The 12,640-nt window shown below is 73.1% G+C and carries 9 protein-coding genes; 7 read left to right on the top strand and 2 right to left on the bottom strand.

Annotation, left to right across the window (positions count from 1 at the left end):
- Position 1: 1 nt before the first annotated feature.
- Positions 2–577, bottom strand: a complete 576-nt coding sequence (locus tag D7231_RS19610; protein ID WP_120756755.1) for a YwqJ-related putative deaminase — start codon at positions 575–577, stop codon at positions 2–4.
- A gap of 401 nt (positions 578–978) precedes the next feature.
- Here D7231_RS19610 and D7231_RS19615 point away from each other — a divergent pair, with 401 nt between their 5' ends.
- The 3 genes from D7231_RS19615 to D7231_RS19625 all read left to right on the top strand — a co-directional run bounded on the left by D7231_RS19615 (position 979) and on the right by D7231_RS19625 (position 5,818).
- Positions 979–1,956: an HNH endonuclease gene (locus D7231_RS19615; RefSeq protein WP_120756756.1), complete on the top strand. Its 978-nt coding sequence runs from the start codon at positions 979–981 to the stop codon at positions 1,954–1,956.
- Between the two features lie 7 nt (positions 1,957–1,963).
- The gene (locus tag D7231_RS19620; RefSeq protein ID WP_120756757.1) at positions 1,964–4,720 is read left to right on the top strand and encodes an SUKH-4 family immunity protein; all 2,757 of its coding nucleotides are present in this window, start codon (positions 1,964–1,966) and stop codon (positions 4,718–4,720) included.
- A 207-nt stretch (positions 4,721–4,927) separates the two neighbouring features.
- Positions 4,928–5,818, top strand: coding sequence for a coiled-coil domain-containing protein (locus D7231_RS19625; RefSeq protein ID WP_324196803.1), 891 nt, complete (start codon positions 4,928–4,930; stop codon positions 5,816–5,818).
- A 233-nt stretch (positions 5,819–6,051) separates the two neighbouring features.
- On the opposite strand, the gene D7231_RS38130 is transcribed toward D7231_RS19625, so the two are convergent.
- A complete protein-coding gene (locus tag D7231_RS38130) occupies positions 6,052–7,848 on the bottom strand; it encodes a lytic transglycosylase domain-containing protein (RefSeq protein ID WP_158673786.1) in 1,797 nt (598 codons plus the stop codon).
- Positions 7,849–8,455: 607 nt separating this feature from the next.
- Between D7231_RS38130 and D7231_RS19635 the strand changes: the two genes are divergently transcribed.
- The 4 genes from D7231_RS19635 to D7231_RS19650 all read left to right on the top strand — a co-directional run bounded on the left by D7231_RS19635 (position 8,456) and on the right by D7231_RS19650 (position 12,620).
- A complete protein-coding gene (locus D7231_RS19635) occupies positions 8,456–9,244 on the top strand; it encodes an ABC transporter ATP-binding protein (protein WP_120756760.1) in 789 nt (262 codons plus the stop codon).
- Positions 9,241–11,823, top strand: coding sequence for an ABC transporter permease (locus tag D7231_RS19640; RefSeq protein ID WP_120756761.1), 2,583 nt, complete (start codon positions 9,241–9,243; stop codon positions 11,821–11,823). Before D7231_RS19635 ends, D7231_RS19640 begins: the two co-directional genes overlap by 4 nt.
- A 182-nt stretch (positions 11,824–12,005) precedes the next feature.
- Positions 12,006–12,365, top strand: coding sequence for a hypothetical protein (locus D7231_RS19645; protein ID WP_120756762.1), 360 nt, complete (start codon positions 12,006–12,008; stop codon positions 12,363–12,365).
- A gap of 72 nt (positions 12,366–12,437) precedes the next feature.
- Entirely contained in the window at positions 12,438–12,620 is a 183-nt protein-coding gene (locus D7231_RS19650; RefSeq protein ID WP_241999799.1) for a hypothetical protein, read from the top strand.
- Positions 12,621–12,640 lie beyond the last annotated feature (20 nt).

Raw genomic sequence — 12,640 nt, forward strand, 5'->3', positions numbered from 1 at the left:
TTCAGCCCTTGTTCTTGAGTGCGGCGGCGTTCTTGAGCGCGGCGGCCTTGGCGGGGGGCGCGGCGGGGTCGACGCTGCGTACGCCGAAGTGCGTCAGCAGGGCCGTACAGGAGCGGCAGGGCGGGGCGTACGCGCCGTGCCGGGGGTCGCCGTCCTCGCGGATGTGCCGGGCGGTGAGCTTGGCGTGCTTGAGGGCGCGCCGGGCCTCGCCGTGCGTCAGGGGTTTGCGGGCGGCACGTTTGCTGCGGGCGTTCTCGTGGGCGGTGAGGAAGCGGGTCAGGAGCAGCGCCTCGGAGCAGCGGCCGGTGAAGCGTTCGCGGCGGTCGCTGGTGAGGGTGTCGAGGAAGTCCTGGACGAGGGGGTGGAGCGCGGGAGGCACGTCGGCCTTGCCCCCGGTGCAGGTCAGCGTCTCGCCGCGGACGGACAGGGCGGCCGCGACGGCGGGCAGGATGCCGTCGCGGCGGTGCAGCAGGGCGGGGGGCCGGTCGGCGTCCTCGGTGCTCCAGCTGAGCCGCGGGTCGCCGGAGGCCGTCGTGCCGTGGTCGTCGGCCGGCGGTCGGTCCTGAGTCGTGTGCATGGTGGTTCTTCCCTCCCTGCAATCCCCCTGTTGCGGGGATCAGACTGCCAAACGGGACGGCAGGTGCGGAAGTCAGGTCGGGGTTGGCGGGGTGTCGTGTGATGTTCATGGGTCGGATGGTCGGACGGTTGGGGGCGTGGCCGCTTCGGCCGGGCGGTGCTCACGGGGCGTGACGGATGGCCGTGGGCGTGCCCGCCGCCCGGCCGGGGCGGCGGGGGCGGACCTGGGCGCGGACCCTGTCTTGCGGTACCGCATAGGCTGTGCCGCACGGGGTGTTCTCGGCCATGGGGACACCGGCCGGCCGGGCCGCCCCGTGGCCCGGGCGGGGGCCCGGTGACGCGCGGCGACCGCGGCGTTCGCCGGGGCCTTTTCGGATCCACAGTCAGCAGGGGGCTTCCGCCATGACGACAGGTCGGCTCGGGCAGCAGGCCGCGCCACCGAATGCGGCCTACGCCGGGCAGGTCGTGCACTTCCCGGACCCGGTCCGCGCCAGCCGCTACCCCAAGGGGGTGCGGATGGACGACTCGGGTCACCCGGTCTTCTCGCCGTACGCGCGGGCCGCCGCGGAGATCGCGGAGCCGCCGGAGGGCTTCGGCGTGGACGAGTTGCGGCTGACCGACTACGTGTCGGCGAACGCCGCGATGCACGCCGCCGGCCACGAACTGTGGGCGAGCCTGCCGTCGGTCGCGACGCCGCACGGCTGGACGTGGCACCACGTGGCGGGCACGCGCCGGCTGGAGCTGGTCCCCGCCGAGGTGAAGGCGCTGCTGCGGCACCACGGCGGGCTCGCGACGGCCGCCGTGGACCAGGAGAAGCGCGGCACGCGCCCGTTGCAGGAGACCCGGCCGGTGCACTTCGTACTGCCGCAGCGGGACCTCGCGGTGACGGAGGAGCAGATCCAGGGCGTCGAGGAGGACCTCGGCTACCGCCTGCCCGGCGCGTACCGGGCGTTCCTGAAGGCCGCGGGCGGCTGCGCGCCGGTCGGCGCCGCGCTGGACGCGGAGCTGGGCCTGCTGATCGACCAGCCGTTCTTCACGGTGCGCGACGAGGCGGCGGTGAACGACCTCGTCTACGTCAACAAGTGTCTGCGCGACCACTTCACCAAGGACTATCTGGGCGTGGGATTCGTCCAGGGGGGCGTACTCGCGGTGAAGGTGAAGGGCGAGGCCGTCGGCTCGGTCTGGTTCTGCCCGTACGACGACGCGCGTGACCGGGACGGCTGGTCGGTGCAGGAGCGGGTGGAGCGGTTGCTGCTGCCCTGTGGTGAGGACTTCGACGTGTTTTTGTCGCGGCTTGCGGGCGGTCCGCCCGAGCTGGAGACGGTGGCCGGCCTGATGGTGGACGGTGGCTTCGCCTTCGCCGTCCCGGTGGAGGGGTGAGCGCGCGGTGGTGACGTTCGCGCAGGCGCAGGAGCGCGGTGAGCGCTGGGTCAACGGTGACGTGGCGGCGTATCAGCACCGGGAGGTGCGGGTCCGCGAGTTCGACCTGGGGTTCGTGGTGTGGGCGGAGGACCGCGAGGACGGTCCGACGTCCGACGGCGGGCACGCCAGGCTGGTGATCGCCCGGGACAGCGGGGAGACGACGCTGTGGCCGGCACTGCCGGTGGGCGAGGTCATCCGGCGCTACGAGGAGGAGTACGGAGCGGTGGCCGTGGAAGAACCGGAACCGTCGGACGCCCCGCCGAAGCGGCTGGACCTGAACGCGACGTCGTTCCTGCTGAGCCCGCCGCAGTGGCTCCAGGACGCGGCGGACGCGATGGGGATTCCGGACCGGAGGAGCGACGGGTCGACATCTGGCGGTTCGACGTCGGGCGGCGGGGCGCCGGTTGGCGGGGGTATGTCTGCCTCTGCGCCTGCGGGCGGGGCTGCCGGTGGGGCTTCGGGCTCGTCGGCCGGTGCGGCTGCGGGCGGCTCTGCGGGTGGCGCTTTCAGCGCGCCTTCCGGTGCGCCCTCGGGTGCTTCTGACGGTACGTCTACGGGTGGCGCTTCGGGTCTGCCGGCCGGTGGGCATGGGGCCGGGTCCGCCGGTGGTGCTTCCGGTGCGCTTACGGGCGCTCCTAGCGGCGCGCCCGCGGGTGCCCCCGGGGACTCTTCCGCCGACGCGCCGTCCGACGGCGCTTCCGGCACGTCCGCGCGCTCCGCGGCGTCCTCGGACGCGTCGCTGGGCCGGCCGGTGCCGCTGTCCGCTCCCGAGGGGGCTGCCGCCTCCTCGGAGGGCCCGGAGCCGGTGGCGCCCGCCGCACCGCCCGCACCGCCTGCGCCGCCGGTCGCGCCCCCCGTGCCGGAGGCGACCCCCTGGGCCGCGGCGGCCACGCACACCGCCGATGACGACGACCGCTCGGTCGGCCTGCCGGCCACCGTGCTGGCGCCGGCCCTGTCGGGTACGGACGAGGACGACACGCCTCCTCCGGGCGTCGGCCCGGAGGCGAAGACGGCCCTGATGTCGGCCGGCAGCGCGCTGCCGAAGACGGCCATAGCCCCGTCCCTCGACTCCCTTGAAGGCCCGTCGGCAGCTCAGGGCGCCCCCGGCGCCCCGGTCCCGCCGCCCGCGGCGCCCGCCGGAGCCCCCGTGCCGCCGCCCGCGGCGCCGGCCGGGCCGGGTGCGCCCGTTCCGCCGCCGCCCGCTCCCGGTGCCGGTGGCCCGCAGGCACCCACGCCGCCCGGCCCGCCCGCGGCCCCCGGGGCGCCCGCCCCGGCCGGTCCGGGCACCGGTGCGGCCTATGCCGCGACGATGCTCGCCCACCCCGGTACACCGGGCATGCCCGGAGCCGCACCCGGCGCCCCGGCGCCCGGCGCGCCCGTACCGCCCGGTCCGCCCGGTGCCCCGGGCCGCCCGTCGGGCCCCGCCGCGCCGCCCGCGGCACCGCCTGCCGCTCCGGCCGGCCCTGGTGGGGTGCACCACGCGGCGACCATGCTCGCGAGCGCCCCCGGCGGCCCGGCCGCTCCAGGCGCTCCCGGCGCCCCGGGGCAGCCCCCCGCGGCCCCCGCCCGCCCCGGCGGCACCCCGCCGCCCGCCGGCCCCGGCGGCGTGCACCACGCGGCCACCATGCTGGCGAGCCCGGGAGGCCCCGGCATGCCCCCCGCCCCGCAGGGCCCTGCCGCGCCGCAGCCGGCCCCCGCGGCCCCCGCGTACGGCTACCCGCAGCCCCCCAGCGGCCTGCCGACCGTAGGCCCGGGCTACATGGCCGTCCTGCGCTACCGCGCGCACGACGGTTCCGAGCAGCAGCTCATCCGCCGCAGCGCGCCGGGCACGCCGCACCCGGAGTGGCAGATCCTGCACGAGCTGATGGCGCTGAACGTGCCGCGCGAGCAGGTGCTGGAGCTCCACACGGAGCTGGAGTCCTGCGACGGCCCCGGCGGCTACTGCGCCCGTATGGTGCGCGACAACTGGCCGCAGGCGACGGTCAGTCACACGGCCGCGTACGGCCGCGACCACGCCACGCGCCAGCAGGGCGTCCGGCACCTGATCGAGCATCAGGGCGAGCTGCATCAGGTCGCGGACGGACCGGCGCGCCCCGCGCCGAACCGGGTGCCGCTGCCGCACCCCGGCCAGGTGCAGCAGGCGCCGCCGGTCGGCCCGGACGTGATCGCCCGGGAGCTGGCCGAGTCGTTCGGCCCGCAGGGCGTGTTCCGGTTCGAGCAGCGCGCGGTGTCGCGCCAGGGCGTGCCGGACATCGTGGCGCAGACGCTGGTGTGGGCCGGCGTGCCCGTGGACTGCGGACCGTTCTTCTGGGGCCAGGCGCAGCCGGGCCGGCCCGTGCCGACGCTGGCGGAGCTGGCGGCGGAGCGGCGGGTGCAGGCGGCGCCGGACGCGGGTTCGTATCTCGTGATGGGCACGGACTTCGGCAAGCAGCTGTGCGTCCAGTACGGGACGGCGCACATCGTCGCGGTGCCGCTGGAGGCGGGGCCGGGCGGTTCGTCCGTTCCGCCGCAGTTCGTCAACACGAGCCTGCCTCAGTTCGTTCGCTCTTTGGCGCTGCTCGGGAAGATGTGGCGGTGGCGCTACGGATTGACGCCGGAGCAGGCGGGCCGCTGGACGGTGGATTTCCAGGAACAGCTGATGGCGCTGGACACGGCCGCCTTGTCCTCGCCGGAGAACTGGTGGTCGGTGCTGGTGGAGCAGATGTGGGACGGCCTGTTCTAGTGGCGCGGCCGGTGCGCTGAGGGCGCGGGGCGCCCGATCCGGGGTGAGGGTCGGGCGCCCCGTGTCGTAGGTTGGCGCATCCTTGACAGAAGAAGCGGGCGGAGTGTCGCGTCATCGGCACTTCCCGTGGTCCAGGGATGATGTGCGCCAGACTGCGTCACATACCGGACATCCGGGATATAAGGGGCTTCAAGGATGAGTGCATCGGTGTCTCCCGACGGTTTCGCTGTCGTACGGGGCCGGGGTTACCGGCCCGAGCAGGTCGATCGCGTGCTCGCCGAGTTCGCGCGCCAGCGGGACGCGGCCTGGGAGCGGGTGGCGCGGCTGACCGTACTCGCGCGCGAGATGGAGGAGGAGACGCAGCGGCTGGGGCAGGTGGTGACGCAGCTCCCCCCGCAGACGTACGAATCGCTCGGCCAGCGCGCGCAAGGGCTCCTCATCACCGCCCAGGCCGAGGCGACCGGGCTGCGGGAGCGGGCCGAGGCGGCCGCCGCCGAGCTGATGGAGGCCGCCGAGGCGCACGGGCGGGCCGCCCGGGACGCGGCCCACCAGGCCGCCACGGCGGTGCGCGCCGAGGCCGAGGAATGGGCGCGGCAGGCGCTCGTCGCGGCCGAGTCCGTCGCCGACGACGTCATCGCCGTGGCGCGGCGCGACGCCAAGCAGCGGCGCGAGGACGCGGTGGCCGCGCTGGCGGAGATGCGCGAGCGGACGGCGGCGGCGCTGGCCGAGCAGGAGAAGGACCACGCGGAGCGATGGGAGGCGTCGGGGCGCGAGATCGCCGAGCGCGAGGCGGCGCTCGACACGCGCATCGCCGCGATGGAGGAGTACGCCCGCAACGCCCTGGCGGAGGCGCAGCGCCGCTACGCGGAGGCGGAGGAGGCGGCGCGGCACGGCCAGGAGGACGCGGAGGCGCAGGGCGCCGCCCTGATCGCGCAGGCGCGGGTCCGCGAGGAGCGGGTCGTGCGGGACATGGAGCGCAACCTCCGCGAACACGAGGAGCGCCGCGAGGAGCTCCGCGCCCACATGGCCCACGTCCGCCACAGCCTGGCAGCCCTCACGGGCAAGCCGGTGGCGGAGGATCTGGGCGCGGGGGAGTAAGGCGGGGCACGTACGCGTACGGCCGGTCCGGCACCGCCGGGTACCGCCGTTGTGGCTGACCGCCGCGGCGGCGGGGTGAAGGGTGCGCGGCGTCACCCTTCACGGACGGCGCTCCGGCTGCGCCCGGCTTCCTTACCGACGAGGTTTCAAGGAAGCCGGCTTCCTTGAAACCGCCGCGGCGGATCGAAGGGTGCGGGCAGCACCCTTCACCCGTGCCGGGCCCCCCGCAGGGGCTACGCCTTCGGTGTCGGGAGTTCGGCCGTGGGGGCCTTCACCGTCAGGTGGAAGGCGTGGGCCTTGCCGTCCGCCGTCGTCACGTTCAGCACGTAGTCGCCGGACTTCGCGTCCGTCAGCAGCTCCGGCAGCTCCAGGACGCCGTCCTTGTCCGTCGTCCCGGCCTCCAGCCGCCACGTCCGCTTGCCGTCGGGTCCCTTGAAGTAGGGGCCGACGGCCTTGCCGTTTTCGGTGGCGGGCGTCGTGCCGTCGGCCTTGGTGACCGTGGCCGTGATGGCCGAGCCGACGACGTCCTTGCCGTCCTTCGCCAGCACCTTGACCGTGAACCGGTCGGCGAACGCGCCATTGGGGTCGGCCTTCAGGCGCGGGTCACCGACAAAGATGACCCGGTCGGCCGTCAGCACGGACACCGTGCCCGTGAACTCCACCGCCGGAAGGTCGCGCCCGACGACCGTCGCCGTCACCTTGACCTTGCCGATCTTGAGCCCGGCCGTGACCCGCGGAGCCTTGGCCGTACCGTCCTTGCCCGTGACGACGGTCGTCTCCGTGGAGCCGTCCGTGAACGCGGCACCGTCACCGCTCACCACGAACCGTACGCGCGCCCCCGCAACCGCCTTCCCGGACTTGTCCTTGACCAGGACCTGCGCCGACTCCTTGAACGTCTCGCCGGCGTTCGCCTCCCAGGCCTTGTCGCTGCCGACCCGCTCCAGGCGGCTCGGCTGCGGCGCGGGCGGGTTCGGCTTGCCGGGATCGGGCTTGCTGGGATCCGGCTTGCCGGGATCGGGCTTGCCGGGATCAGGCTTATTGGGCTCGGGCTTGCTCGGCTTCTCCGGCTTGCCCGGCTGCGTGCCGGGCTTGCCCGGCGTCGTCCCCGTCGACCCGCCGGGCGACGGCGGCACCGGCTTCGAAGGCTGCGGCTTCTGCGAAGGAGTACTGCCCGAAGGGGCATTGCCCGACGGCGTGTTACCGGACGGCGTATTGCCCGACGGCACACCCGGAAGGTCCGGCAGCGACGGCACGTTGCCCTGCTGGTACGCGCGCATCCACTCCGTGACGGCGTTCACGTACGAGCGCGAGTTGTTGTAGCTGAGGATCGCCCGGTCGAGGTCCTCGGGCCGGTTCATGTCCTTGCCGCCCGCGCACAAGTACTTGGCGGTGCCGAGCGCGGCGTCGTAGACGTTGTTGGGGTCCTTCACCCCGTCGCCGTTGCCGTCGGCGCCGTACTGCGCCCACGTGGACGGCAGGAACTGCGTGGGGCCGACGGCCTTGTCGTAGACGGTGTCGCCGTCCCAGCGCCCCTGGTCGGTGTCCTTGACGGTGGCGAAGCCGTTGCCGTCCAGCTGCGGGCCGAGGATCGGCTTGTCCGTCGTGCCGTCGGAGGTCATGCGCGCGCCGTTGTACGTGGCGTGCTGCGTCTCCACCTGGCCGATGCCGGCTATGAGCTCCCACGGCATGTGGCAGCCCGGCATGTCGGCCGCGGCGCGCTGCGCGGCCTTGCGGTAGGCGTCCAGGGCCGTCGCGGGGATGCCCGTGGCGGCGTCCTTGGAGTCCTCCTTGCCGGCGCCGGGCGTGCCGGGCAGGCCGGGGCGGCCCTTCGGTCTGAGGTCGGGCAGCGTGAGGTTGGGCGTGCCGTGCGGCATGCCCTGGGGGTTCTTCGGGTCCTTCGCGGGGTCGTCCGCATCCGCCGTGTTGTGCGGGGGACTGACGCCGACCGCGGCCGTCAGGCTGGCCACGAGCAGGGCCGTGCACAGGCCCTGCCGGGAGACACTGGCAGCGCGCGTAGGGAGTATCTTCACGATGCTGCTTCCTTCGGAGACCTGCGGCCCGTGCGAAGGGGTGCACGACATCCCCCCTCGACCATGACACCGAACACTAATTCCCTGTGGCCCCAATTGTCTTGCCCGGTGGCCGCCTTCACGTAGTATTCGCCCTTCGTTCCTCCGCGACTTCCTCCCCTTTGGTCGTTTCCTGCCGTTTGTCCGTGGCGGGTTCGGTGAGCCCGGCGCCTTCACGGCAGCCACAGGGGAGCCGGGGCGCCCCGCCCCGCCCGCCCCCGGATCGTTTCCCCGGACACGCATCCCCCCGCCGGCGGCTTATTTGCGCCTTACGTAACGGCAGGGTGCAGACTCGGCCCCCGGCGGACCCCGAGACCGGCGGGTCCGCCGGCCCCGCAACCCCTAAGGGTCTTTCCCGGCTTTCTCCTGCTCGTCCCGGCCACCCGGTTCGTACCGCAGGGGGAGGGGCGGGCACGACCCGCTGCCTAGCCTTTTCATGGCGATGCCGGCCGGAGAGGCGGTGGTGGGGCTAGCCCCACCTCGGATACACGGACGAGCACCATCGCGCCGGCCTCCCGCCGCCGGGCAGGCTGTGGACCGCACCGCATGAGCACCAAGGAGTTTCACCGTGACAACGGCTGTATCGATTCCCAAGACCGGGGGCAGCGGAGGGCGTACGGCCGTCGCGGCGAGGGCCCGCCAGGTCGTCAAGGCCTACGGGGCCGGCGAGACCCGCGTCACCGCCCTCGACCAGGTGGACGTGGACATCGCCCGCGGGCAGTTCACCGCCATCATGGGCCCCTCCGGCTCCGGCAAGTCCACCCTGATGCACTGCCTGGCCGGCCTGGACACCGTCACGTCCGGCCAGATCTTCATCGACGAGACCGAGATAACCGGCCTCAAGGACAAGAAGCTCACCCGGCTCCGCCGCGACCGCATCGGCTTCATCTTCCAGGCGTTCAACCTGCTCCCGACGCTCAACGCGATCGAGAACATCACGCTCCCCATGGACATCGCCGGCCGCAAGCCGGACAAGGCCTGGCTCGACCGCGTCGTGGAGACCGTAGGCCTCGCGGGCCGCCTCAAGCACCGGCCGAACCAGCTCTCCGGCGGCCAGCAGCAGCGCGTCGCCGTGGCCCGCGCCCTCGCCGCCCGCCCCGAGATCATCTTCGGTGACGAGCCGACCGGAAACCTCGACTCGCGCGCCGGCGCCGAGGTGCTGGGCTTCCTGCGCCAGTCCGTGGACGAGCTGGGCCAGACCATCGTCATGGTCACCCACGACCCCGTGGCCGCCTCGTACGCCGACCGCGTGCTCTACCTGGCCGACGGCCGCATCGTGGACGAGATGTACAGCCCGACCGCCGACGCGGTCCTCGAGCGCATGAAGAACTTCGACGCCCGTGGACGGGTGTCGTGACCGTCCTCAAGACCTCGATGCGCAACTTCGTCGCGCACAAGGGCCGCATGGCGCTCTCCGCCGTCGCGGTCCTGCTGTCGGTGGCGTTCGTGTGCGGCACGCTCGTCTTCACCGACACCATGAACGCCACGTTCGACAAGCTCTTCGCGAACACCGCCTCCGATGTCTCCGTCGGTCCCAAGAAGGACGACGACGCCCAGGAGACCGGCAAGCCGCAGGCCCTGCCGGCCGCCCTGCGGGCGAAGCTGGCGAAGGTCGACGGCGTCGCCAAGGTCGAGCCGCACGTCACCAGCATGCAGCTGACCGTCGTGAAGGGTAAGAACAAGAGCCTCAGCCCCACCTCCGGCGCCCCCACCGTGGGCACCAACTGGGACGAGAGCCAGCAGAAGTCCGTCGAGATCACCAGCGGTCACGCCCCGCACGGCGCGGCCGAGGCCGTCCTCGACGCCGACACCGCCGCCAAGCACGGCGTGAAGACGGGCGACGAGCTCCGCGTCCTCGCCGTCCCCGGCGACTTCACCGTGCGCGTCGCCGGCATCGCCACCTTCAAGACCACCAACCCCGGCGCCGCCCTCCTCTACTTCGACACCGCGACCGCGCAGACGAAGCTGCTCGGCAGCGCGGACGCCTTCAGCAGCTACGGGCTGACCGCCGCGTCCGGCGTCAGCGACGAGCAGCTCAAGGAGCGCGTCACCGCCGTCCTCGGCTCCTCAGCCGGCGGCTCCGATGAGTACACAGTGCGCACCGCGGCCGAGTCCAAGGAGGAGAACAAGAAGAACGTCGGCTCCTTCCTCGACGTCATGAAGTACGCGCTGCTGGGCTTCGCCGGCATCGCCGTCCTCGTCGGCATCTTCCTCATCGTCAACACCTTCTCCATGCTGGTCGCCCAGCGCACCCGGGAGATCGGCCTCATGCGGGCCATCGGCTCCAGCCGCCGGCAGATCCTGCGCTCGGTGCTCGTGGAGGCCGTGCTGCTCGGCGTCGTCGGCTCGGTGCTCGGCATCGGCGGCGGCATCGCCCTCGCCGTGGGGCTGATGGAGCTCATGGGCTCCATGGGCATGAAGCTCGACATGGGCGAGCTCACCATCAAGGCCGCGACGCCGGTCGTGGGCCTGACCATCGGCGTGCTCGTCACCGTGCTCGCCGCCGTCCTGCCCGCCGTCAAGGCCACCCGCATCTCCCCGATGTCCGCCCTGCGCGACGCCGGCACCCCGGCGGACGGCAAGGCCGGCAAGGTGCGCGCCACGATCGGCGTGCTGCTCACCGCCCTGGGCGGGCTGGCCCTGGTCGCCGCGGCGAAGGCGGACGACGCCAAGGCGGGCTCCGGCATGCTGGGCCTCGGCGTCTTCCTGTCCCTCGTCGGCTTCATCGTCGTCGGACCGCTGCTGGCCGGCTTCGTCGTCCGCGTGATCAGCGCGGTCGTGCTGCGGGTCTTCGGGCCCGTCGGCCGCCTCGCCGAGCGCAACGCGCTGCGCAACCCGCGGCGCACCGGAGCCACCGCCTCCGCGCTGATGATCGGCCTCGCGCTGGTCGCCGCGCTGTCGGTGGTCGGCTCCTCGATGGTCGCCTCGGCCACGGACCAGCTCGACAAGTCGGTGGGCGCGGACTTCATCATCCAGAACGAGAACGGGCAGCCGCTCAGCCCCGCGCAGAGCAAGGCCGTCCGGTCGGCGGGTGACGTCGCGCACTTCACCCGGATCACGACCGTCAACGCCAAGCTCACCCTCCCCGACGGCAAGACCGTCAAGCAGGGCCTCAACGCCTCCGAGTCCACCTACGGCGAGGACCTGATCACAGAGACGGTGCAGGGCAAGTTCGCGGACGTCTGGGGCAAGGACGCCATGTCCGTGCCGGAGGGCTTCGCCAAGGACCATGGCATCAAGCTCGGGGACGAGCTGACCGTCGCGATGGCCGACGGCCGCACGGCCGGGCTCCGGGTGAAGGCCATCACCTCGGACGACACCAGCATCAACAAGGGCGGGATGTTCCTCGCCCTCGACACCGCCCGGCAGTACCTGCCCGCCGACAAGATGCCGCTGGACATGCTGGTGCTGGCCAAGGCCTCCGACGGCAGGACCAAGGAGGCCGCCGCCGCCCTCAAGGCGTCCGTCGAGCAGTACCCGCAGATCAAGGTCCGCGACCAGTCCGACTACAAGAAGCTCATCCAGGACCAGGTCGGCCAGCTCCTCAACATGATCTACGGCCTGCTCGCCCTCGCGATCATCGTCGCGGTCCTGGGCGTCGTGAACACCCTGGCCCTGTCGGTCGTCGAACGCACCCGGGAGATCGGCCTCCTGCGCGCCATCGGCCTCTCGCGCCGCCAGATGCGCCGCATGATCCGCCTGGAGTCGGTCGTCATCGCCCTCTTCGGCGCCCTGCTCGGCCTCGGCCTGGGCATGGCCTGGGGCACCACGTCCCAGAAGCTCCTGGCCCTCCAGGGCCTGGGCGTCCTGGACATCCCCTGGCCGACGATCACCGCGGTCTTCCTCGGCTCAGCGGTCGTGGGCCTCCTCGCGGCCCTGGTCCCGGCATTCCGGGCAGGCCGGATGAACGTCCTGAACGCGATCGCCACGGACTGACCTCCGGCCGGGGGAAAACCGGCCGGAAAAAACCAGCCCGGCCCGGACGTGCCACGGGGGTGCGCGTCCGGGCCGGGCTCCTTTGCGCCCGGCCCGGGGTGCGTAAAGGCCCGGCCTCCCGGAGAGGCGACGCTCTGCCGCCCGGTTGCCGTACGGTGATCGGGGCATCCTTGGGAGGACTCATGACCACGCAGCCGGTTCACGACGGTGGGGCGCTGATCCCCAGACCCGAGAAGACGTTCCCCGCGTTGCGGGCGGCGCTCGCGCAGGTCGCGCCGTCCCGGCTGGCGGAGATGGCGACGGAGCGGGACACGGTCTTCACGATGGCCACTCAGACCAACAGTCTCGGGCCGATCGCCATGTTCCAGCTCAAGTGGGCCACTGTGATCGAGGTCGAGCGGTTTCCTGAGGTCGCGCGGCGGCTGCACGCGGCCGAGCGCGCCGCGCAGTCCCTCGACAGGGACGATCCGGCGTGGCGGGCCGCGATGGACGGGATCCGGGAGATCATGGACACGGCCAGGGCGCAGGTAGCCGATGGGTGAATGGGGCTGGGAGTACGACCCCGACGCCCGGCACGTCATCGGCGAGACGCCGACCTCGCCTTCGTCGCACGGGTGGAAGAGCGTGCCGACGAGCTGGTCCGGGCAGCGGCGGCTCTCTATCTGGACGGTGCCTCTTACCGGGGCCGGTCACCCGGGGGGCAGGAGGAAATCCTCCCCGGAGGGATGTTCCAGTATCTGACCGTCGTGCGGCAGCAGTGCCTGTACATCGTCCAGGTCATCGCCTGGCCACTCTGACCGGCGCGGGCGGGGGCGTC

This window comes from Streptomyces klenkii, from assembly GCF_003626645.1.
GTDB lineage: Bacteria > Actinomycetota > Actinomycetes > Streptomycetales > Streptomycetaceae > Streptomyces > Streptomyces klenkii.